The 23,107-nt window shown below is 69.0% G+C and carries 16 protein-coding genes and 2 tRNA genes; 4 read left to right on the top strand and 14 right to left on the bottom strand.

All coding sequences use genetic code 11. The features are described 5' to 3' along the window. Positions 1-763: 763 nt before the first annotated feature. The 4 genes from ACZ61C_RS25205 to ACZ61C_RS25190 form a co-directional block, all read right to left on the bottom strand. A complete protein-coding gene (locus ACZ61C_RS25205) occupies positions 764-4,765 on the bottom strand; it encodes an nSTAND1 domain-containing NTPase (protein WP_465310280.1) in 4,002 nt (1,333 codons plus the stop codon). Between the two features lie 3 nt (positions 4,766-4,768). Next, a complete protein-coding gene (locus tag ACZ61C_RS25200; protein ID WP_465310279.1) occupies positions 4,769-5,359 on the bottom strand; it encodes a toll/interleukin-1 receptor domain-containing protein in 591 nt (196 codons plus the stop codon). A 216-nt stretch (positions 5,360-5,575) separates the two neighbouring features. Further along, a complete protein-coding gene (locus ACZ61C_RS25195; RefSeq protein ID WP_465310278.1) occupies positions 5,576-5,860 on the bottom strand; it encodes a hypothetical protein in 285 nt (94 codons plus the stop codon). Between the two features lie 73 nt (positions 5,861-5,933). After that, positions 5,934-6,311 carry an N-6 DNA methylase gene (locus ACZ61C_RS25190; RefSeq protein WP_465310277.1) on the bottom strand — a complete coding sequence of 126 codons (378 nt, stop codon included), beginning with the start codon at positions 6,309-6,311 and terminating at the stop codon, positions 5,934-5,936. On the opposite strand from ACZ61C_RS25190, the gene ACZ61C_RS25185 reads away from it, so the two are divergent. Continuing rightward, positions 6,312-7,256 (top strand): recombinase family protein, encoded by a 945-nt coding sequence (locus ACZ61C_RS25185; protein ID WP_465310723.1) that lies wholly within the window; start codon positions 6,312-6,314, stop codon positions 7,254-7,256. It abuts the gene before it with no gap. Between the two features lie 139 nt (positions 7,257-7,395). Here ACZ61C_RS25185 and ACZ61C_RS25180 read toward each other — a convergent pair. The 4 genes from ACZ61C_RS25180 to gltX all read right to left on the bottom strand — a co-directional run bounded on the left by ACZ61C_RS25180 (position 7,396) and on the right by gltX (position 10,120). Further along, positions 7,396-7,471: transfer RNA gene (locus ACZ61C_RS25180), tRNA-Glu, on the bottom strand. A gap of 102 nt (positions 7,472-7,573) precedes the next feature. Further along, positions 7,574-7,645 (bottom strand) — tRNA-Gln (locus tag ACZ61C_RS25175). 59 nt (positions 7,646-7,704) lie between these two features. Continuing rightward, a complete protein-coding gene (locus tag ACZ61C_RS25170) occupies positions 7,705-8,529 on the bottom strand; it encodes an HAD family hydrolase (RefSeq protein ID WP_465310276.1) in 825 nt (274 codons plus the stop codon). Between the two features lie 112 nt (positions 8,530-8,641). Then, the gene (gltX, locus tag ACZ61C_RS25165; protein WP_465310275.1) at positions 8,642-10,120 is read right to left on the bottom strand and encodes a glutamate--tRNA ligase; all 1,479 of its coding nucleotides are present in this window, start codon (positions 10,118-10,120) and stop codon (positions 8,642-8,644) included. 95 nt (positions 10,121-10,215) lie between these two features. On the opposite strand from gltX, the gene ACZ61C_RS25160 reads away from it, so the two are divergent. Continuing rightward, the gene (locus ACZ61C_RS25160) at positions 10,216-11,463 is read left to right on the top strand and encodes an FAD-dependent oxidoreductase (protein ID WP_465310274.1); all 1,248 of its coding nucleotides are present in this window, start codon (positions 10,216-10,218) and stop codon (positions 11,461-11,463) included. Here the strand turns inward: ACZ61C_RS25160 and ACZ61C_RS25155 are convergent. From ACZ61C_RS25155 to ACZ61C_RS25130, 6 genes are all read right to left on the bottom strand, one after another. Next, complete coding sequence (locus ACZ61C_RS25155; protein ID WP_465310273.1) at positions 11,460-12,230, bottom strand: fumarylacetoacetate hydrolase family protein; 771 nt, start codon at positions 12,228-12,230, stop codon at positions 11,460-11,462. The two genes, ACZ61C_RS25160 and ACZ61C_RS25155, sit on opposite strands and share 4 nt — an antisense overlap. A gap of 31 nt (positions 12,231-12,261) precedes the next feature. Next, positions 12,262-13,866: a citramalate synthase gene (gene cimA, locus ACZ61C_RS25150; RefSeq protein WP_465310272.1), complete on the bottom strand. Its 1,605-nt coding sequence runs from the start codon at positions 13,864-13,866 to the stop codon at positions 12,262-12,264. A 261-nt stretch (positions 13,867-14,127) separates the two neighbouring features. Then, complete coding sequence (locus tag ACZ61C_RS25145) at positions 14,128-15,168, bottom strand: 3-isopropylmalate dehydrogenase (protein WP_285484547.1); 1,041 nt, start codon at positions 15,166-15,168, stop codon at positions 14,128-14,130. A gap of 228 nt (positions 15,169-15,396) precedes the next feature. Continuing rightward, positions 15,397-18,762, bottom strand: a complete 3,366-nt coding sequence (locus ACZ61C_RS25140; protein ID WP_465310271.1) for a S8 family peptidase — start codon at positions 18,760-18,762, stop codon at positions 15,397-15,399. Between the two features lie 228 nt (positions 18,763-18,990). Then, positions 18,991-20,589 carry a phosphoglycerate dehydrogenase gene (gene serA / locus ACZ61C_RS25135; RefSeq protein ID WP_465310270.1) on the bottom strand — a complete coding sequence of 533 codons (1,599 nt, stop codon included), beginning with the start codon at positions 20,587-20,589 and terminating at the stop codon, positions 18,991-18,993. A gap of 125 nt (positions 20,590-20,714) precedes the next feature. After that, entirely contained in the window at positions 20,715-21,278 is a 564-nt protein-coding gene (locus ACZ61C_RS25130; protein ID WP_465310269.1) for a TetR/AcrR family transcriptional regulator, read from the bottom strand. Between the two features lie 86 nt (positions 21,279-21,364). On the opposite strand from ACZ61C_RS25130, the gene ACZ61C_RS25125 reads away from it, so the two are divergent. Further along, positions 21,365-22,264 (top strand): TIGR03620 family F420-dependent LLM class oxidoreductase, encoded by a 900-nt coding sequence (locus ACZ61C_RS25125; RefSeq protein WP_465310268.1) that lies wholly within the window; start codon positions 21,365-21,367, stop codon positions 22,262-22,264. Further along, positions 22,261-23,091, top strand: a complete 831-nt coding sequence (locus ACZ61C_RS25120) for a TIGR03620 family F420-dependent LLM class oxidoreductase (protein WP_465310267.1) — start codon at positions 22,261-22,263, stop codon at positions 23,089-23,091. Before ACZ61C_RS25125 ends, ACZ61C_RS25120 begins: the two co-directional genes overlap by 4 nt. Positions 23,092-23,107 lie beyond the last annotated feature (16 nt).

The raw sequence follows: 23,107 nt of genomic DNA, 5'->3' as shown, positions 1-23,107 counted from the left end.
CGGCTACCCGACCCAAACGACGACAAACCGACGCGGGCCGAGTTGGCTCACGACAGCCCATGGCCCGGGTCGTCGTTTGTCCCCTACGCGGCGGGGTAGTCGCCCAGTTCGGGCAAACCGAGAACTCGCGGAGGACGTCATGACCGAACAACCGCAGCGCTCCGACGGCCGGATTGCCAACCCTGACCGCACCCGCGTCGGCACGGGCCCACCTACCGAAGCGGCGCCAGAGACCCGGCAGCGACCACCGCGCCGCAACGATCCCGAAAGCCCGCTCGAAGACGATCGTGGCCGGTCGAGGGAAGGACATCCGTCCGGCGCCGAAAACTTTCGTGGTGACGATTAGCCTGTTCCGGCTCGGCCTTCGGGCAAGCCGGTTTCGCCGAGACGTCATGGCTGGCCAACGCCGACCGCGACGTCGTCCGCGGCTTCTACAACCACCCCACACTGGAACCAGCCCTCACCGCAGGCAACGAGGCAGCGGTCCACGCGGCCCTCGTCGAGGCCGGGATGGCTGTTCCTGACCCGCTGACCCCGCAGGCGGTCGACACGCTCTTCGCCACGTCAAGGCGCCGGCTGCGTGGCGGGTGGCTTCGGCCCGGTCGACACGTTCCGGCAGCGCGGTGATGAACCGCCGATGCTGGGGAAACTGCTTGAGCCATGCGTCGCGGGGACCAGCGAGAGGCCGGCTGTGGAGGTTCACCACGGTCCCGCCATCGCTCAACCGCATTCCTCAGCGCGTTCGGTACTGGTTGCACCCCGGTCACCTGCACTTGTTCTGATAGGGAGTACCCGGAAAGTAGTGCTGCCACTGTTCCTGCGTGAGGCCTCCGCTTCGCGCCCGGCAAAGACGCTGGCCGACGCTGCCGGTGTCGACATCGACGAGCCGTAGCCGAGACTTCGTGCCGAGTCCCGCGCTGACCACGAGAGACGTACTGTCGGGGTTGAAGTCCAAACCACTTACCGCGCCTGTCACCATCGGCGTGGCGACTTCGATGGCGTTCCGCGGATCCGTCACGTCCCACAGATGCAGTTCACTGCTGGTGTTTTCATCGATGGTGAAAGTACTGGATCGCGCACTGGCCAGAAAGTGGCTGTCCGGACTGAAGACCATATGGGACTGACCAGGAGCCGGCAGCTTCGAAACCTGCGCCGGCCTGCGGATATCACTGACATCCCACAGGTCGATCGTGTTCCCGGTCGCCATCGCCAGTGTCTTTCCGTCGGAACTCACAGCGAACTCATTGGCGAACATCGGGACCATGTCCGCGCGGCTAGGCCGCCAGACATCTCTGATATCCCACAACTGTAACTGGACGAAGCTCAACAACGCCGTGTTGGCGGCAACGAGAGAGCGCCGACCGGGCACGCTGGTCACGTTCGCGGCCAGCGCGGAGATACTGCCTCCCGTGTCGGCTTGGGAGGCCCTCACCGGGCGGCGTGGATCCGTGACATCCCAGAGGCACAACTGGCCGGCTTGGTCGATGACAAGAAGCGTGCGACCGTCACTGCTGAGGTTCAGGCCACCAGGACTCTCTCCACCAGGGATCGTCGACAACGGCTTGGGAGCATGAGGATCGATGATGTCCCAAAGATGGACAAGCCCGTCACTGCCGTTGATGGCAAGAAGCCGACCATCAGTGGCTGTATCGATACCAACCGGGAGTCTCTTGACGTCGTTCAGCTTAGGCCCCGCGGAAGGGTTTTCGGGGTTGGTGATGTCCCACAGCCGTGTGGGGCCTCGGCCGTCCACTTCGAGAAGCGTCGTGTTGCTGACTGCAACGATCTCCGCCAGTGCGTCCGTCTTGAACACGCCAGAGCGGCTCACCTCGTGAGCGCCGTTGATGCGCCACAGTTGACCGCGGCCGTAGTCGTCCGAATCTTGCATCGTGACGAGGACCCGTCCGTCCGGTGTGAACGCCCAGTTCGGGGCCGGAATGGCTTCCAGGGTCTTGGGCAGGTCCGGAGTGACGGGACCGTGCCAGGCGTGAATCACGTTTTCGTCGCCAACCGCCAGCACGTCCATGGGACCGTCGCCAAAGAGTACCGACTTGATCAAAGTTGGCATTGGATAACGAGAGAAATTGCGCGCAGTGTGTCCATCGCCAACGTCCGTGATTTGGACGTAGTTTCCCCAGATGACATCGCCGGAGTATGCCGCAGCGAGAGTTCGTCCGTCGTGGCTGAAATCCACGGCTCCGGCGGTGCCGATTCTGCCCAAGTCGTCAACTCCGTCGGACGGCTTCACGGCTACCGGTCGGGAGGGATGCGTGGTGTCCCAGAGGCTTACGCCAACCCCGATACCGCCCACAGCAAGCAAGGGGGCGCTCGGGCTGAACGCAACAGACAACGCGTGCGTGTCAAGAAGAGTCGCCGCGACAGCGGGCTTATTCGGATCGGACAAGTCCCACAGTTGCAGCAACTGGTTTCCGGACGAATCCGCCGCCGGCGAGCCGATCGCCGCGGCGAGGGTGCGCCCATCCGCGCTGAAGGCGAGATTCCCGATGCTATCGGAGTCGACGGGGAGAGTGCCGACGCGGAGCGGATGGGCCGGGTCGGCGAGATTCCAAGTCGTCAACTCGTCCTTGTCGACGCAGACCAGAAGCCGCCCGTCCGGGCTGAACTTGACGACTCCGTGCGCCTCGGAGAGCGTGGCCACCGGGACAGGCTTGCTCAAGTCCGTGATGTCCCAAAGCTTCTTACCCACGGCGATCGTGCCGGGCATGCCGGTGGCGAGAAGACGTCCGTCCGGGCTGATGGCCCCGCTTCCATCGGCATCGACGGATGCGGCGCCCCTGGGCCGGTTGTAGTCCTTGAGGTCCCACAGCCGGACCGTGTGATCGCGGCTGGTGCTGGCCAAGACGTGCCGCTCGGCGCTGTAGGACAGCTGGCCGACCTTTCCTCCGTGCCCGGTGAGGAGCGTGTCGAACGGAGTCATGGCCGCGTTGTGCAATGTGGTTCTGGTCTGGAGGTTGTCCGAAACACCGTAGGCGGCCAACGCCAGGTCCGCAGCCAGCGCCGGGCTGGTCGACCGGAGTCGATCGGCGGCCTGCGCGGCCAGGCGAGAGCTCGAAACATCTCTCTGCCGGGAAGCGACGTCCCGTTGCTCGATCGCGATCTGCCCCTGCCAGATCGCGGCTCCTGACGAACCGGTGGTGATGACCAGCAGGGCGATAAGAGAGAGCATGAGGACTTTGCGGCGCCGTGCGACTCTGCGTTCCTGTTCCCACGAGGAAGCCATGAAAGCCGCGGAGACCGGCTCGAGATCGGCCGCTCGGGTTGGCGCGTCCTCCGCGCGCTGGCGGATGGAAGCCAGGCGGTTTCCCCGGTAGAGCAGTGACGGGTCGCGTTCGGCGCGATCCCAGTTCGCCGCGTCGTCGGCCAGGTGCTGACGGGCTCGCAGCCAGTCCCGGTCGGCGTCGATCCACGTCTGCAGGCGGGGCCAGGCACGAAGCAGGGCGTCGTGGGTGATCTCGACCGTGTTCTGCTGCCGGGTAAGCAGGCGCGCCTGGGTGAACGTGGCGACGACCTCGGCTGCCCGCTCCGGATCACCACTGCCGCTGACGAGTTCGCTGTAGGGCACACGGCGCCGCGAGTCGTCGGTCCCCTCGCCGATGGTGACGAGTCGTGGGAACAGAGCCTCGGCAACAAGGCGGCCGGCGTCGTCGAGTCCGTCGTGGACTTCATCGGCAGTGGCGGCGACGGCGTGGTGGATACCACCGGTGTTCCGGTATCCCTGCACAGTCAGAGTCGAACCGTGGCGCTGGGTCCAGCTGGCCCGCAGGGCGTGAGCGAGCAACGGCAGCCGTCCTGCCTCGTACGACGTCGCGTCGCCGGACTGCACGGTCGAGCCCAGGTCGCGAAGGAGCAGCTCGACCAGCCCGGGTTCGACGGACAAGCGCGCCCCTTTCGCTGGGTAGAGGATCGCCTCTCGCAACTGAGCGTCGGACATGGCTCCCACCACGAGCGGCGCGTCCTGAAGTGCGTTCCGCAGCCGCGGCTCGTCGGCGCACGACGAGTAGAAGTCCGCTCGCACACCCAGCACAACCAGTCCGGCCGGACCGGAACCGGCGTGCTCCGCCGCAGTTGCGAAATGACCGAGCAGATCCAGGAAGAGATCTCGTCGCGTGAGGTCTTCACACAAGGTGAAAAGCTCTTCGAACTGATCGACGACGATCACCACCCGGTCCGGCGCAGTGCCGTTCGGGCTGGTGGTTTGCAGCGCGCAGGCCAGTCGCGCCATGCATCGTCCCGGCTCGGCGACGAAAGAGTCCGCCACGGTGCGGGGATTCACGCCAACCAGTCGCGCGATCTGAGTGGCCAGGGCCAGCACCGGGTCGGCAGTGGGCGTTAGAGCGACTATCGGCCATCGACGGGCCCTGGGGAGTGCACCCCGGCGAATCCGTGGGAGCAGGCCAGCGTGCAGAAGTGAAGATTTTCCCGCTCCCGACGGCCCGATGACGACCTGGATGCCACCGAACCGCCGACGTCGGTCCAGCCGTCCGAGGAGTTCAGCGACCAGCTCGTCCCGCCCGAAGAAACGCTCAGCGTCTGCCGCGTCGAAAGCTGCCAGACCGGGATATGGACAGGCGTCTTCGGCTTCACTCACCAACGCACGTCGTTGGCTGTTCACGCCGTCGTGGTAGTGGAAATGCTGATCCCGTGCGGCCTGGTTGACCCGGGCGTCACCGGACGCCTGCGCCTGGAGGTGGATCTTTTCGGCGGCCCGACGGTCTCCCGGGACCGGATGCTGATCGGGGCTCATCGATCAGGCCTCGGTGATGTGCTGGTCGCGACCGGCCTGGTAGACCCGGCCGCTGCCGTACGAGTTCGCGGTCATCGCGACCTTGTGCTCCGGAGGGACGTTCCCGGGCGCCGGGACGAGCGCAGGTTCGATTTCGCCGAGCCGGTGGATCAGCGCGGCGATGTCGGAGCGGGTGTGCTTGCGGCGAACCCGGACGCCCTGGCACCTGGCCAAGGCTCTGATGTCGGCCGGCAGCTGGTCCTCGGCGGGAACGACGGTGCCGTCGATCAGAACCGGCACGACCCGCACCCCGGCAGCGAACGCCACCGCGATCTCGCGGTGGATCCAGTCGGCTGGATCATCGAGCCGCCGGTTGCCGGCGACATCGGTGAGGGTGAGCCAGTCGCGGTCGATGATGACCAGCAGCACCCGGCACGCCTTCACACGAGTGATGAGCTCGTGAACGAAGTCCGCGCCGAGCGGAATGGAACAACAGTCGAGAAAAACGCGCTCCCGCCCGAACGCCACAGCGAGATCACGGTCGAGCAGTTCGCTCATGCTGCGGCTGTCATCACTGCGATAGTTGATGAACACGCCGCCGACGGCTGGTTCCACCACGCACTCCTTCCGGACCGATTGGCTACCCAAGATCAGGATGCCCTATCGATCACTGGAATGCCCGAACGTCATTGGCCGCAGTGGAAACTGTCCACTAATTGACCATTGGAAAATTCAACTACACTCAGTTTCAGATAACTCGCCGATTCGGCTCAATGAACTTAACCCACAAGTGGTCGCGCCGACTTTTCGGTGACCCCTAGTAGCTTGGAGTCATTCCGCCTTGCGCGGCCGACCCCCGCCGACCCCTTGCCCAGGCCGGGCGGCCTCCCACTGCTCGATCTCGCCACGGCGGCCAGGCGCCCAGCCCGGCGTACGGCCGGTGACGACGTCCGGCTCCGGAAATGGATGGGAGTCCGCGTACCGGGTGCGCCAGGTAGCGACGGCACGGTGGCTGACCTTGAACCACGAGCCGATCTCCACCATGTCGACGTAGCGGAACGTCTCGTCGGCCGGCGCTGCTGGACCGTCCGTGACCTGCCGCTCGACATGCTCCACGTCGCGAAGCTAGCAGGGACGGCCTCCAGTCCGACGGCGCTGACCGGCTCGGCGCGTCGCCGCCCGGCGCCGATCATAAGGATTTGACGAAGTTCAGCAGCTCCATCGCGTTGTTGACCCGGTCGACCGCCTCCAGGAACTCGTTTCGACGGCGAAGAGCGACGTCCGGCCAGTGCGGCTCGACCAGGATGTCCCCGACGAAGAGGACGACGCGGCGCCCCAGACCCCAGACGAGGCTGTTGACGGCGGTCGCCGCGACCGCGAGCTCGTCGACGTCCGCGCCGAACCACTCCATGTCCGCCGGGTCGAAACCACGGTCGCGGACGACCTGGGCCGCCGCGCGGAAGAGCCCGCCCGTCCCGACCGCGTCGTCGCTGAACGACCGCCCTGCCTCCAAGTCGTCGATGACGACCGCGGCCAGCGCGACCGCCATGTCACCCGGGGTGTACATCTGCGCGTTGACCTTGGTTGGCGGTACTACGAGCGACTTGGCTGTTCGACCATCGCCGACCGCCTCAACGCCGATCTCGACAAGCACCCGCCTCCTGAAGCTCCCTGCAAAGCGCGCACCGTCGGAGCCTGGACCCGCAGCGCCGTCTACAACATCCTCCGCAACCCGAAGTACACCGGCTACCAGGTCTTCAACCGGCGCGCGACCACTTCCAAGCGAGGCCGGGTCAACGAGCCGTACAAGTGGGTGTGGTCTCCACGGCCGGTCCACGAACCGCTGATCGAGAAGTGGATGTTCGACGAGATCAACGGCAACCGCTCCGAGAAGCAAGGTTCACGCGGTGACGACACGCTCAACAGCCATCCGCAGACCAAACGCAAATACGTCCTTCGCGGACGAGTCGTCCACAGCTGCGGCCGACGCATGACCGGCGACACGAAAGGCAGGGCAGCGGCGTACTACCTCTGCTGGCCCCGCAAGAACAACCGGGCGACACCGCATCTTCATCCCGGCCTGCCGGCGTCGATCCGCGTCCGGGAAGACGAGCTCCTGGAGGCCATCTGCCGGTTCTACGCCGACCGGCTCTTCGGCCCCGAACGGCGAGCGATCCTCAAGGCCGAGCTGGGGACGGTCGACGACCACGCTGCCCGCCCGGCAGCAGGACTCGATCATGAAGCAAGCCCGAGAGGGCGATCCGGACGACCCGTTCACCCAAGGGCTCCGCCAAAGCTACAACGACCTCGAGAGCCAGAAGAAGGTTGCTCTCCAGGCCATCGCCGAACTCGACGCGGCCGAAGAGAAGGCGGCGCCCGTCACAGCCGACCTCAGCCGGCTCGACGCCCTCCCCTACCTCGCCGTGAACCTCGCGAGGGCTCCGCAGGAGCTCTTGTACGAGCTGTTCGAGGTCACTCAGCTCGCTGTTCAGGTCCACGGGCTTGGCGATGAAGTGACGATCACGGTTAAACTACCCGGTGATCAGCTACCCAAGACGGCGGAAGCCGCGGAAAGGATCTCCGACGCCATGACATCCACAGAACCAAAAAACGCAGCTGACCTGGGTCAACTGCGTTTGGGTGGATGCTGTTGGTACCCCCGATGGGATTCGAACCCACGCTACCGGCGTGAGAGGCCGGCGTCCTAGGCCGCTAGACGACGGGGGCTTAGGATCTTTCCCTGGTTTCCCAGGGGCTTTTCTGTTTTTCTTACCGGAGAGAACTTACCAGAGGCGATTTCTCGACCTGCAGGGGGGTCACTCTCCGCAGCTGGGGTACCAGGACTCGAACCTAGACTAACTGGACCAGAACCAGTCGTGCTGCCAATTACACCATACCCCAGTGAGGTACTTTGCCGACCTGAAGAACCGGTCCGGCTCAGCACCGCACGAGAAGAAATACTAGAGCACCCCGTTCCGGACCGTGAAGGCGGGGGTCCCACTGACCCGCTGCGCCGGGACGCCGATCGTCGCGTACTCCGAAACCAGCAGCTCAGGCAGCTCGGCGAGACCACCGACCGTGTGGACGCCCTCGGGGGCCCGCTCGCCGATGCCGTCGCGGTCGAGCCAGACCGCGCCCAAGCCCGCGTCGCGGGCGCCGATCGCGTCGGTGTCGAGCTTGTCGCCCACGTGGACGGCCTGGGCGGGAGGACAGCCCAGGCCGAGGCACACCGTGTGGAACATCACCGGATCGGGTTTTGCCACCCCGAGCTCGCCGGCGATGGCGACGTGGTCGAAGTACGGGGCGAGGCCGAGGTCCGCGATCTTCTTGCGCTGGTGCACCCCGGACGCGTTGGTCACGGCGGCGAGCAGCAGGCCCGCGGCGCGGAGCCAGTCGAGGCACTCGATGACGTCGTCGAACAACTGCCACGAATGGTCGAGCAGCTCTCTTCGGCGACGCTCGAAGGAGCTCACCTGCTCGGCGTCGGCGAGGATTCCCAGCTCCCCCAGGAAGCAGTCGGTGCGGCGCTGGTGCATCGTCGCGTAGTCGATCTCGCCGGCGACGACCAGCGCGACGTGCTCCTCGGTGATCAGGTCCCACAGCGGCCACAGGTCACCCCGGCCGGTGAGGATGTGGAGGACGCGGCGGATCGCGGCGGTGCAGTCGATCAAGGTGTCGTCGATGTCCAGGCACACCAGCCGGAGCTCGGGCGGCGCCCAGGGCTCGGACGCCGCCGCGGCGGGGGCGGTTCGCGAAGGGGTCCGGGGTGCCAGGGCGAAATCCACCCAGTGAGGCTAGGGCAACCGCAGCGTTCGCGACGCTGCCAAAGAGGTGATTGCCGGTGGCCCGTTCCGGCGCACCGGCTCTACTCCCAGTTGGCGAACCGTCTTCTGTTGGTTATCCGACCAATGCGCGCCGAAGACGTCCCAGTGAGACATCACGGCCGAGCAGCTCCATCGATTCGTACAGCGGCGGCGAAACGGTCCGCCCGGTGATCGCGACGCGGACCGGCGCGAAAGCCTTGCGGGGCTTGAGACCCAGACCGTCCACAAGGGCGTCCTTGAGCGCCTGCTCGATGGCCGCGGTCTCCCACGACGGCAGCGCTTCGAGGGCCGCGATCGCCGCCGCGAGCACCGGCTGCGCGGCTTCGCCGAGGTTCTTCGCCGCGGCGTCCTCCTCCGGCGCGAACTCGTCTTCCGCAACAAAGAGGAAGCGCACCATCGGAACCGCGTCCGACAGCACCGTGACGCGTTCCTGCACCAGCGGCGCGATCGCGCTCAACCGGGCCGCCTGCTCCTCGCTCGGCGGTTCCGGAAGGACACCGGCCGTGACGAGATAAGGCGTGACGCGCTTCACGAACTCCGCCGCCGGCAAGGCCCGCACGTGGGTTCCGTTGATGGCTTCGGCCTTCTTGACGTCGAAGCGGGCCGGGTTGGCGCTGACCTTCGTGACGTCGAAGGCGGCGACCATCTCCTCGACGCTGAAGACGTCGCGGTCGTCCGCGATGGACCAGCCCAGCAGCGCCAGGTAGTTGAGCAGGCCTTCGCGGGTGAACCCGCGGTCGCGGTAGTTGAAGAGGTTCGAAGAAGGGTCGCGTTTGGACAGTTTCTTGTTGCCCTCGCCCATCACGTACGGCAGGTGGCCGAACTGCGGCGTGAACTCCGCGACGCCGACGCGCTCCAACGCGGCGTAGAGCGCCAGCTGGCGGGGCGTCGAGGGCAGCAGGTCCTCACCGCGCAGCACGTGCGTGATCTTCATCAGCGCGTCGTCGACCGGGTTGGTCAGCGTGTACAGCGGCTCGCCGTTGGCGCGCACCAGCACCGGGTCCGGGATGGTGCCCGCCGGGAAGCTGATGTCGCCGCGGACCAGGTCGGTCCACGCCAGGTCGACGTCCGGCATGCGCAGCCGCAGCACCGGCGCGCGCCCCTCGGCGCGGTAGGCGGCGCGCTGCTCGTCGGTGAGGTCGCGGTCGAAGTTGTCGTAGCCGAGCTTCGGGTCCAGGCCGGCCGCCTTGCGCCGCGCCTCGACCTCTTCGTTCGTCGAGAACGCCTCGTACAGCTCCCCCGCTTCGAGCAGCTTCGCGGCGACGTCGGCGTAGATCGCGCGGCGCTCGCTCTGGCGGTACGGACCGTAGGGGCCGCCGACCTCGGGGCCCTCGTCCCAGTCGATGCCGAGCCAGCGCAGCCCGTCGAGCAGCTGCTCGTAGGACTCCTGCGAGTCGCGCGCGGCGTCGGTGTCTTCGATCCGGAACACCAGCTGACCCTGGTTGTGCCGGGCGAAGGCCCAGTTGAACAGCGCCGTGCGGATCAACCCGACGTGCGGGGTGCCGGTCGGCGAAGGACAGAAGCGCGCGCGAACCACCGATGTCTCACTCATAGCCCGATCAGCGTATCCGCCCTCACATCGCTTGACGCCGGGGACCGGGCGGGTGCATCCTCAGCTTATTCAACAAGCGATGAATAGATGGGGAGATGATCGAGATGGAGCGCACGGGGTGCGTCGTCATCGGAGGCGGGCCGGCCGGGATGGTCACGGGCCTGCTGCTGGCCCGGGCGGGTGTCGAGGTGACGGTGCTGGAGAAGCACGCCGACTTCCTGCGGGACTTCCGCGGCGACACGGTGCACCCGTCGACGCTGACCCTGCTGGACGAGCTGGGCCTCGGCGAGAAGTTCCACGCGCTGCCGCACAGCGAGCTGCGCGCGGCGGGCTTCCCGGAGGAGGACGGCACGCTGATGAAGCTGGCCGACTTCACCCGGCTGAAGGTCCCCCACCCGTACATCGCGATGGTGCCGCAGTGGGACTTCCTCGACCTGCTCGCCGAGAGCGCGCGCAAGGAGCCGACGTTCGTGCAGCGCATGGAGACCGAGTGCACCGGCCTGGTCCGCGAACACGGCCGCGTTGCCGGAGTCACCTACCGCACGAGCGCCGGGGAGACCGGGGAAATCCGCGCCGACCTGGTGATCGCCGCCGACGGCCGCTGGTCGCTGGCCCGGCGTGAGGCCGGCCTGACGCCGCGCGAGTACGACTGCCCGTTCGACGTCTGGTGGTTCCGGCTCTCGCGGGGCGAAGGGGAAGAAGGCGGCATGCTGCTGCCGAAGATGCGTGACCGCCGCTTCGCCGTGCCGCTCCCCCGGCCCGACTTCTACCAGGTCGCCTACCTCGCACCGAAGGGCGAGGACCTGCGGAAACAGGGCATCGAGGCGTTCCGCGAGAACGTGACGCAGATCTGCCCGGAGTTCGGCGACCGCGTGCACGAGCTCGAGACGATGGACGACGTCAAGTTCCTCGACGTGCGGCTCAACCTGCTGCGCGCGTGGCACGTCGACGGGCTGCTCTGCATCGGCGACGCGGCCCACGCGATGTCGCCGATCGGCGGCGTCGGCATCAACCTGGCGGTGCAGGACGCGGTCGCGGCGGCGACGCTGCTGGCCGAGCCGCTGCGCCGGGGCCGGCCGACGCCGGCGGCGCTGGCGAAGGTGCGGGCCCGACGGCTCGCGCCGACGCTGCTGGTGCAGGGGCTGCAGCGCCTGATGCACCGGACCGTGGTGCGCGGCGTGATGAGCGGCAAGCGCAACGGCCCGCCGGCGCCGATGATCAAGGCGTTCGCGCGGTTCCCGCGGCTGTCGTACGTCCCGGCCCGGCTCCTCGGCCTCGGGCTGCGGCCGGAGCACGCTCCGGCGTTCGCCCGGCGGCCGATGGAGCCGGTGGCGAGGGGCTAGACGTTCTCGACCGGGTTGGTCAGGGTGCCGATGCCGTCGATGGTGATCGAGACGCTCTGGCCACCCTCGATCGGGCCGACACCCTCGGGCGTGCCGGTGAGGATGACGTCGCCGGGCAGGAGCGTCATCACACCGGAGACGAACTCGACCAGCTCGGGGATCTTGTGGACGAGGTCGGACGTGCGGCCGTCCTGCTTGAGCTCGCCGTCCACCTCCGAGCGCAGCGCCAGGTCGGACGCGTCGAGCGACGTCTCGATCCACGGGCCGAGCGGGCAGAACGTGTCGAAGCCCTTGGCGCGGCCCCACTGGCCGTCGGACTTCTGCAGGTCGCGGGCGCTCACGTCGTTCGCGACCGTGTAGCCGAGGATCACGCTCGCCGCGCGGGCGGCGGGCACGTTCTTCACCGGCTGGCCGATGACGATGGCCAGCTCGCCCTCGAAGTCCACGCGCCCGACGTCCGAGGGACGGCGGATCGGCGCGTTCGGGCCGACGACCGTGGTGGACGGCTTGAGGAACAGCATCGGGGCGCTGGGCACCTCGTTGCCGAACTCGGCCGCGTGCTTGGCGTAGTTGCGGCCGACGGCGATCACCTTGGACGGCAGGATCGGCGCGAGCAGCCGGACGTCGGCCAGCGGCCACCGTTTGCCGGTGAAGTTGGGGTTGCCGAACGGGTGCTCGGCGATCTCCAGGACCTGGGCGTCGTCACCGTCCCCTTCGACCGAAGCGAACGCGACACCACCGGGATGAGCAATACGGGCTAGGCGCACGCGGTCAGTCTACGTGCGCCCAGCGCGTGACTCAGGCCACGGTCGTGCTCTTGTGCACGAGCGCGTCGCACAAGGCCAGCCAGCTGGCTTCGACGATGTTCCCGTGCACGCCGACGGTGGTCCACTCGCGTTCGCCGTCGGTGCTCTCGACCAGCACGCGCGTCACCGCGTCGGTGCCGGGGTGGCCCTGGAGGATGCGCACCTTGTAGTCGGCGAGCTCCACAGTGTCCAACCAGGACAGGTGCGGCGAGAGGGCTTTCCGCAGCGCGGCGTCGAGCGCGTGCACCGGCCCGATGCCCTCGGCGGTCGCGATGACGCGCTGGCCGCCGACGTGCACCTTGACCGTCGCCTCGGCCATGACCTCGCCGTCCGGGCGGTGGTCGAGCACCACGCGGTAGGACTCCAGCTCGAACGGCGCCTCGGCCGGGACGTCGGCCTCCTGGCGCAGCAGGAGTTCGAGGGAGGCGTCGGCGGCTTCGAAGGACCAGCCTTCGGATTCGAGGCGCTTGACCTTCGTGATCGCGCTCGTCAGCGCTTCGGGCCGGCCGGCAAGGTCGACCCCGAGCTCACGTCCCTTGAGCTCGAGGCTGGCCCTGCCGGCCATCTCGGTGACCAGAACCCGCATGTCGTTGCCGACGGAAGACGGATCGATGTGGTTGTACAACAACGGATCCACCTTGATCGCGCTCGCGTGCAGTCCCGCCTTGTGAGCGAAAGCCGACGCCCCTACGTAGGCCTGGTGGGTGTAGGGGGCGAGGTTGGCGATTTCGGCAAGGGCATGGGAGACCCGGGTGAGCTCGGCGGCGCCTCCGGTCGGGAGGACGTCCATCCCGAGCTTGGTCACCAGGTTTCCCGTCACGGCGAAGAGGTCGGCGTTGCCGGCCCGCTCCCCGTAACCGTTGGCGGTGCACTGGACGTGCGTCACGCCGGCCTGCACCGCGGCGACGGAGTTCGCCACGGCGCAGGAAGTGTCGTCCTGACAGTGGATCCCGAGGCGGAATCCCGTCTTTTCCTTGATGGTTTTGACAGTCTCGGCGAGGCCGAGCGGCAGCTGCCCGCCGTTGGTGTCGCAGAGGACGAGGACGTCGGCGCCCGCGTGCGCGGCGGCGTCGAGGACCTTGAGCGAGGTTTCGGGGGAATGTGCGTAGCCGTCGAAGAAGTGCTCGGCGTCGAGGAAGACGCGCCGGCCTTCCTTGACGAGGAAAGCGACCGTGTCGCGGACCATCGCACAGGCCTCGTCGACGTCGACGCGGAGGGCGCGTTCGATGTGCCGCAGATCGGACTTCGCGACGAGGGTGATGACGGGTGCTTCGCTGTCGAGCAGCGCCCGGACCTGCGGATCGACGTCGGCGGTGGTGCCGGCCTTGCGGGTCGCGCCGAACGCGACGAGCGCCGCGTGGTTCAGCTTCAGCTCGCCCTTCGCGGCGCGGGCGAAGAACTCCGTGTCCTTGGGCAGCGCGCCCGGCCAGCCGCCTTCGACGAACCCGACGCCCAGCTCGTCCAGCAGCCGCGCGACGGCCAGCTTGTCCTGGACGGAGTAGGAGATGCCCTCACGCTGCGCACCGTCGCGCAGGGTCGTGTCGTAGAGGTGGAAGGCATCGCCGAGCGGGGTATCGGCGGGCTCCTGGCGGGTCACGGTCTTCTCCTAGCGAGTTCGGGCGTTTCGAGGCAACAAAAAAACCTCCCGCAGGGGTGCGAGAGGTTGCGCGCCGGGGCTCTTGGGGAGCTATCGTCCGGCGCGCTCGATGATAATGATCGCGAAGCTGGTCACGGTCGCATCATGCCACAGGGTTTTGACGAAAGTCCACAACCTGGGTCAAGCTCCCACCATCCGGGAAAAGCCCCCGCGCACGAAAAAGGCCCCGCACCGAAGTGCGGGGCCTTTCCGAAGCGAAAATCAGCCCGCGGTGCGCACGTTGGAAGAAACCAAGGCCGCCAGCCGGTCGCCGATCGCCGTCGTCGCGCCCGGGGAAGCCTGGTCCCGCGTCGCCAGATCGAACGCCACCGAGGCCTCGATGCGCCGCGCCGCTTCCTTCTGCCCCAGGTGGTCCAGCAGCAGCGCCACCGACAACACCGCGGCCGTCGGGTCGGCGAGCCCCTGGCCCGCGATGTCCGGCGCGGACCCGTGGACCGGCTCGAACATGCTCGGGTTGCGGCGGGTCATGTCCAGGTTGCCGCTCGCCGCCAGGCCGATGCCGCCGGTCACCGCCGCCGCGAGGTCGGTGAGGATGTCGCCGAACAGGTTGTCCGTCACGATCACGTCGAACCGGGACGGGTCGGTCACCAGGTGGATGGTCGCCGCGTCCACATGGGAGTACGCGACCGTCACCTCCGGGTGCTCCAGCGAGACCTCTTCGACGATCCGCGACCACAGCGAGCCGGCGAACGACAGCACGTTGGTCTTGTGCACCAGCGTCAGGTGCTTGCGCGGGCGGGCCTCGGCGCGGGCGAACGCGTCGGCGACCACGCGCCGGACGCCGTAGGCCGTGTTGGTGCTGACCTCCGTCGCGATCTCGTGCTCGGTGTCCTTGCGGATCAGGCCACCAGTGCCCGCGTACGGGCCTTCGGTCCCTTCGCGCACCACGACCATGTCGACGTCGCCCGCGTCGGCCAGCGGCCCCCGGACACCCGGGTACAGCCGCGCCGGGCGCAGGTTGACGTGGTGGTCCATCTCGAAGCGCAGGCGCAGCAGCAGGCCGCGCTCCAGGATTCCGCTCGGCACCGTCGGGTCGCCGACCGCGCCCAGCAGGATCGCGTCGTGCTGGCGGAGTTCGCCGAGCACCGACTCCGGGAGCAGCTCACCGGTCGCGTGCCACCGCGCGGCGCCGAGGTCGTAGTTCGTGATCTCCGCCGTCGGTACTACCTCGCCGAGCACCTTCAGCGCCTCGGAGACCACCTCGGGCCCGATCCCGTCACCTGGGATCACCGCGAGCCGCATCCACACACCTCCGTCGACGTGGCCACCGGATGCACCGATGGCCCACCGCAACAAAACGCCAGCAGCCGGAAGGTTACCGGCCGTAGACAAACCGCCGTAGCCGCACCACCCTTATGCCGCATCCTCCCGCAGGGTGAGACACCCGTTCGGGTGAACAACGAGGCGGGCGCCCCCGGCGGAAAACCACCGGGGACGCCCTGTTCCTGCAAAAATCGATCTTGCCGGGGACTAGCGCCGACCAGCCCCGATCGGCTGACGGGCGGTGGCCGCGGCCGCGTCCACCTTGACCACGTTCGCCCGGTTCCCCGCGGCGTTGTGGTGCTCGATGGCGAGCAGCCCGAGCGCCTTGTCCGCCGCGGCCGACTCCGCGTTGCGGGTGACGACCAGCGCCGTGCCCGGCTTCGCGACGTAGCCCAGCGCGGCGTCACCGCCGCCCTGCACCGCATAACCCGGCGCGAGCGCGTCGAACGAAAGCGGCGTGCCGACGTAGTCGATCAGCCCGTTCGTCGTGCCCGGAGCGACGTAGAAGCCGCTGACGCCCACCGTGTAGGAGATGCGGTGGGACTCGGCGTTCGCGTCGATGCCCAATGCGGACAGCGAAACCGGCAGCGTCAGCACGTTCGTGTCGAACACGTTCGTGTCGACGTCGCCGAGCTGCCCGTTGACGGCCTGGACGTCCACCTGCGGGAAGCCCGGGGTCAGCGCGACCGTGACGGCCAGCAGGACGTCGGTCGCCGTCGCCTTGGTCACGTAGGTCTCGAAGTCCGGCTGCCCGTCCCCGGTGGTGTCGATGTCGACGAACGGCGAGGTGTTGCTGCCGATGTTCGCCCAGTCGCCCCAGGTGGACAGGCCGAACGCGAGGACCGCGTTCTCCGGCTCACCCTGCGCCTTCGCCAGCGGCGCGGTGGAAGCCGCGCCGACGTACCGGAGGTCGCCGCCCTTGGCCGTCTTGTTCACCGTGCAGTCGGTGACGACGTCCGCGTCGCACTCGGGCAGCTGCGGGGACTCCGCCTGCAGCTCGAGCACGCTGATCAGCGAGCGGTAGCGCTGCGCGCCGCTGCCCTGGTCGACACCCTTGCCGGTCAGGTTCAGCACGGCCTGGGTGGCGTCCGGGCCGAACTTCACCGACTGCGGCGTCGAAATCGTCGACACCGGCTTGGGCGCGGCGTAAACCGAAACCCGCAGCGGCACCTTGGCCCCGCTCTTCGGGGTGAAGGCGACGCGGCCGGAAGCGTCGGCGACGAACTGCCGCGCCAGGCCGGCCTGGGTGGCCTGCATGGTCGGGTCCATGACCTTGCGCAGGGCCTTCGGGTCGGCGATCTTCAGCGTCACCTTGACCTTGGCGGTGCCGCGCGGCGAGAGCTTCACCGACGGCGTGTCCACTGTGTACTCGACACTCGGCAGCGCGTTGACCGCCTGGTAGGCCACGGTGTACTCGGCCGGGGTGACACCCTTGTTGACCAGCTTGATCGTCTTCGACAGCGTCACCGGCCCGGCCGCCTCGACGGTCCCGAAGCTGACGCTCACCGCGCCCGGGTCGTCCTGGACGTAGGCGAGCACCTGGTTGTCCAGTGCCGCCTTGGCGTCGATCCGGCCGCTGCCGACGCGCTGCGGCGCGAAGGTGTGGCCCGCGCCGTCGGAGACGTCGTGGCCGGCGGTGTCGATGACCGAGGCCTTGACCTCCTCGACCGACCAGTCCGGGTGGGACTGGCGGACCAGCGCGGTGATGCCCGCGGTGTGCGGGGCGGCCATCGACGTGCCGCTCAGGACCGTCCGGCCGTTGCCGCTGCCGCGGAACGCCGAGGTGATCGTGTCACCCGGCGCGGCGACGTCCGGCTTGAGCGCCGGGCCGCGGGTGCCGCGCGAGGTGAACGAGCTCGGGGTGTCCACGATCGTCTTGTCGTAGGTCTGGATCGAGGCGCGCCCGGCGCCGTAGAGCCGGAGCTGCAGCGTGCCCGCGGTCAGCGCCGCGCGCAGCGTCTTGGTCGCGGACCCGGTGAACTGGAACATCGGGATCGCCGCGTTGCCCGCGATGCCCGCGCTGAAGTGCTCCAAAGTGGACGACAACAGCGCGCCCTTCGCCCCGGCCGCCTGGGCGTTGTTCGCCCGGGCCGCCGAACCGCAGGCGCGGGTCGAGTCGTTGTCGTCCCACTCCAGCCAAACGAACTTGCCGGCGGCCTTCGCCTTGTCCGCGGCGGAGTACGGCGCGCAGCCGGCGTTGTTCGCCGCCGACAGCGTGACGACCGGCGCGGTCAGGTCCAGCGTGTCGTAACCGGTGTAGTTCTGGCTGTACTGGCCGGTCTTCTGACCCGCGGCGTTCGCCGGGGCCTTCGCCTCGGCGGCGTCACGCAGGACGCCCGCGTCGCGGGTGCTGGCCACGGTCAGCGCCTCGGGCGTGTTGCCCGGCGAGCCCGCGATGTCGTTGATGTCGCCGCCGTTGCCCGCGGAGATCACCGGCAGCACGTTGTTCGCGGCGAGCTTGCGCACGAACAGCGAGTCCGGGTCGTCCGGGGCGCCGAAGTCGGAGCCCAGCGACAGGTTGACGATGTCGAGGTGGTCGGTGAAGTCGCCGTCGCCGTCCGGGTCGAGCGCCCAGTCCAGGGCCTGCGAGGTGACGTTCGTCGAGCCCGCGCAGCCGAACACCTTGATGGCGTAGAGGAGCGACTTCGGCGCCGTGCCCGGGCCGATCTTCATCGCGTCGACCTTCTTGGCGTCCAGCTTCTGGTAGTCGCCCTTGAAGGTCTTGCCGTCCGCGGTGACGCCGAAGCCGCCGATGGTGCCGGCCACGTGCGTGCCGTGCTCACCGCAGGCGAGCGGGTTCGGGTCCGGCTTCGGGGTGGTCTTGCCCGGCGTCGCGGCGTCGTAGTCGTTGCCGACGAGGTCGGTGCCGCCGACCACCTTCGCGCTCGGGAAGAGCGGGGTCGGCTTGGTGCTGTCGACGCCCTTGTACGCGGCCTGCGTGCCGGGGCCGCCGAAGTCGGCGTGGGTGTAGTCGATGCCGTCGTCGATGACGCCGACGCGGACGTTGTCGCCGAACTTGCCGGTCTGCTGCCAGGCCGCGAGCGTGTTCGTCAGCTGCTCGGCGCTGGCGTTGGTGCGGGTCTTCGGCACGACCGTGCGCACCGAAACGACGTCCGCGCGCTTCGCGACTTCACGCAGCTTCGCGGCGTCCGCGGTGACGACCACACCGGGGACGGCGTTGGCGGTCTGGGTGACGACCTGCGGCTGGGCGTCGGCCGAGCGCAGCTGGCCGAGCACCGAGTTCACCGCCGCCGTCGTGTCGTTCTTGGCGGCGCGGGCGGCCCGCTTCGCCTGTTCCTTGCCCTGCGGCTGCGCGGCGGTGAACGCGTCGACGGCGGGCTTCTTCGCCAGCTCGACGAACGCGGTCACGCGGCCCTGCGCGGCGCCCAGGCGGGGGGAAAGCTTGCCCTGCAGTTTCGCGTCGTCGATCTTCGCCGGTGCGACGCCGTCCGCGAGCGGTACATCTTTAGTGGACACTGTTGCGGCGCTCGCGACCGGCGCGCCCAGCGCGGCGGCCAGCACGACGGCGAAGAACGCCGTCGTGACCCGAGCGGGTAAGCGGGATCTGCTCATGGGTCGTCCCCTTACTCGAGGTCTGGACCCGAACCTGCCTGCCGCTCCTGGCACCCCCGACGGTGAAGCACGGCAACCGCGCCGTGCCCTCGACGGCGCGTGGTTCGACCTCGCGGGGAGAACCTAATGCCCCAAATCACCTACTTACGTAGGCAAAGGACTCCGTTATGTGAATGTGATTGCCCGGTGAAGGCCCCTTCGGGGTGAAGGGGCCTTCACCGTTTCGGGTCAGTTGAAGTCGACGGCGCGGATCGTGTGCGCGCCCACCGAGGCGCCGATCGGCTCCAGCAGGTGCGCGTCGATGTGGCGGTCGACGCGCAGCAGCATAACCGCGTCGGAGCCGTCGGTGGTCTGGCTGATCTGCGCGGCCTCGATGTTGATGCCGGCCTCGCCGAGCAGCGTGCCGACGCGGCCCATCACACCCGGGCGGTCCGGGTACTCGACCAGCAGCACGGTGCCCTCGGCGCGCAGGTCGAAGCCGCGGCCGTTGACTTCGACGAGCTTCTCGACCTCGTCCAGGCCGGTGCAGGAACCGGAGACCGTCAGCACCTGGCCGTCGGCGTGCACCGCGCGGACGGTGACCAGGCTGCGGAACTTGGGGCTCTCCGACTCGGTGGTCAGCTGCACCTGAACGCCGAGCTTCTCGGCGAGCTGAGGCGCGTTGACGAACGTGACCTGGTCCTCGACCACGCCGGTGAAGACCCCGCGCAGCGCCGCGAGCTGCAGCACGCCGGTGTCCTCGGCGGAGATCTCGCCCTTGACCACGACGTCGACCGTGCTCGGCGCCTTCGGGTTCAGCGCGGTGAGCAGCATGCCGAGCTTCTGCACCAGCGACAGGTACGGGCGGACGTGCTCGCCGACGGCGCCGCCGCCGGAGACGTTCACCGCGTCCGGCACGAAGTCGCCGCGCAGGGCCAGCAGCACCGACCTCGCGACGTCGGTGCCCGCGCGGTCCTGCGCCTCGGCGGTGGACGCGCCCAGGTGCGGGGTGACGACGACGTTCGGCAGCTCGAACAGCGGGCTGGCCGTGGTCGGCTCGGTGACGAAGACGTCGACGCCGGCGCCGCCGACGTGACCCGCGCGCAGCGCGTCGGCCAGGTCCTGCTCGACGATCAGGCCGCCGCGGGCGGCGTTCACGATGATGACGCCCGGCTTGGTCTTCTTCAGCGCCTCGGCGTCGATGAGGCCCTTGGTCTCCGGCGTCTTCGGCAGGTGGATGGAGATGGCGTCGGCGCGGGTCAGCAGCTCGTCGAGGGTGACGAGCTCGATGCCCAGCTGCGCGGCGCGCGCGGCCGAGACGTAGGGGTCGTAGGCGATCAGCTTCGTGTCGAACGCGGCGAGGCGCTGCGCGAACAGCTGGCCGATCTTGCCGAGGCCGACCACACCGACGGTCTTGCCCTGCAGCTCGACGCCGGAGAACGAGCTGCGCTTCCACTCGCCGCCGCGGAGGCTCTGGTCGGCGGCCGGGACCCGGCGCGCGACCGCCAGCAGCAGCGCGACGGCGTGCTCGGCGGCGGAGACGATGTTCGACGTCGGGGCGTTCACGACGAGGACACCGCGCTCGGTGGCGGCGGGGACCTCGACGTTGTCCAGGCCGACCCCGGCGCGGGCGACGACCTTGAGCTGCGTGGTGGCGCCGAGGACCTCGGCGTCGACCTTGGTCGCGGACCGGACCAGGAGCGCGTCGGCGCTCTTCACCGCCTCCAGCAGCGCGGCTCGGTCCGTGCCGTCGACGTGCCGGACCTCCACCTCGTCACCGAACACACTCAGCACGGAGGGGGCGAGCTTTTCCGCGATGAGGACGACGGGCTTGCTGGGCTTGCTCACGATGCGGCTCCCACTATCTGGTCACTTCCAGGACGCTGTGTGTCGACAGACGGAATCAGCACGTCGTTGTGCCCCGGTCGAGGCGGAGTTTAACCCGCTGGACCGCCCCCTGGCTTCCCATGGTGTTAACTCGCTCGTAATCCCTCGAAAACAAGAGCCAGCAGGCGCTGCATGCCTTCCTCGCCGGGCAGGTGCGCGCCCGCCCAGGAAGCCGCGTGGAGCACCAGAAGCAGCTCGTTCGTCGTGACGTCCGCGCGCAGCTCGCCCGCCCGCTTCGCACGTTCCACTAGATGGGAACCGGCCTCGCGCATTGTGTGGCACGAAGCGTACAAGCGTGACGTTTCGTCGTTCAGCGCGTCGGCGGTCAGTTCGACCAGGCCGCGGAAGGTCCCGGTGGTGTCCCCCAAACCGGCCAGCCAGGTCTGGAGCGCACGCAACGGCTCGGGGTGGGTGAGCAGCTCGCGTGCCCGCTCAGCCTGGCCGTCGAACCGGGCCCGGAGCAACGTTTCGAGCAGGGCCTCGCGGGTCGGGAAGTGGCGGTAGAGCGTGCCGATGCCGACCCCGGCGCGGCGCGCGATGTCTTCCAGGGACGCCTCGACGCCGTGTTCGGCGAAGGCGCGCTGGGCCTCTTCCAGGAGGCGCTCGTAGTTGCGGCGGGCGTCCGCGCGCATCGGCTTGACTTCGGTCATCGCCCTTCCGACCCTACCGGGTAGCCAATCGGAGGCTGCCTCCGTATATTAACCGGAGGCAGCCTCACATTACTGGAGGGACGAGGATGACCCTGGTCGAAGACACCCGCGCCCGGCTCGGCGCGATCGGCGCCTGGCTTCCGAGCGCACCCCTGAACACCCCCGCGGACGTCGAGCGCGCGGCCACCCGGCGGCTGGCCGGGCTCGGCTACCGCTCGGTCTGGAGCGGCGAAGGACCGGGCGGCCGCGAAGTGTTCGCGGCGTTCGGCGACCTGCTCGCGTCGGTGCCGGACGTCGTGCTCGGCACCGGCATCGCCAACGTCTGGGCGCGGCCCGGGGTGACCGCCGAAAAGGGCGGCGCCACCCTCGCCCAGGCCCACCCCGGCCGGTTCGTGCTCGGGGTCGGCATCGGGCACGCGTTCCAGGCGGCGAAGCGCGGCGAGGAGTACCGGCCGATCGACCGGATGCGCGCCTACCTGTCCGAAATGGACACCGCCGCGGCCGAAAACCCGTCCACGGTGGCGTTTCCGCGCGTGCTGGCCGCCGTCGGGCCGAAGATGCTGGAGCTGTCGCGCGACCACGCCGACGGCGCGCACCCGTTCGCCCAGCCCGTCGGGCACACGCCGCACGCCCGGGAGGTCCTCGGGCCGGACAAGCTGCTGATCCCCCAGCAGACGGTGCTGCTCGGCACCCGCGAGGACGCACGGGAGAGCGTGCGGCGGCAGGTGGCGCAGTTGCGCGAGTACGCCGTCACGGCCTACCTCGCGGGCTGGAAACGGCTCGGTTACACCGAATCCGACATCGGCGGGCCGAGCGACCGGTTCGTCGACGACCTCGTCCTCTGGGGTGACGGCGGAACCATCGCGAAGCGCCTGGACGAGCTGCTCGACGCGGGCGCGGACCACGTGCTCCTGACGCCGTCGGCGGCCACCTTCGAGTCCACTGTGGACATCCTGGCCGAGCTGGCCCCGGCGGTGCTCCGATGAGCGTCGGGATCTGGCGGTTCTTCGACGGCGCGCCGGTCTCCGAGGTGCGCGAGACGGCGGCCGAGCTCGAAGAGCTGGGTTTCGACGCCGTCTGGTTCGGCGAGTACGCCGGCCGGGAGGCGTTCACGCAGGCGGCCCTGCTGCTCGCGGCGACGTCACGCCTCACGGTGGCGACCGGGGTCGCGCGGTTCGACCAGCGTTCGCCGCTCGCGGCGGAAGGCGCGATCCGGGCCCTGGGCGAGGCCTACCCGGGCCGGTTCGTCGCGGGGCTGGGCGGACACCGGCCGGGCGCGCGGCCGCTGACGGCGTTGCGCGAGTACCTGGACGGGATGGACGCGGCGGAGCTGCCCGGCCTGCCCCCGCCGTCCCCGCGGCCGCTGAAGGTGCTCGCGGCGCTGGGCCCGAAGCTGTTGGACCTGGCGGCCGAGCGCGCCGACGGCGCCCACCCGTACTTCGTCCCGCCGGAGCACACGGCGATGGCGCGCGACCGGCTCGGCCCGGGCAAGTACCTGGCCGTCGAGCAGGCGGTGCTCCTGGACGCCGCGCCGGACGTCGCCCGAGAGCACGTCGCCGGGTACGTGACGCTGGCGCAGCACCACCGCACGAACCTGCGCCGGCTCGGTTTCACCGACGAGGACCTCGCCGACGGCGGCAGCGACCGCCTGGTCGACGCGATCGTCGCGACCGGTGAACAGGCGGCGGCCGACCGGATCCGGGCCCACCTCGACGCGGGCGCCGACCACGTCTGCGTCCAGATCCTGGCCCCTACGAAGGACTCCTACCGCCGCCTGGCCGACGTGATCCGAGGGGCATCACTCGTGTCCTGACGGGCATCACCTGTGA

It is taken from the genome of Amycolatopsis sp. NPDC104587, from assembly GCF_055583645.1.
The sequence above is the reverse complement of the archived record's forward strand: the minus strand, read 5'-3'. Positions and strand labels throughout refer to the sequence as shown.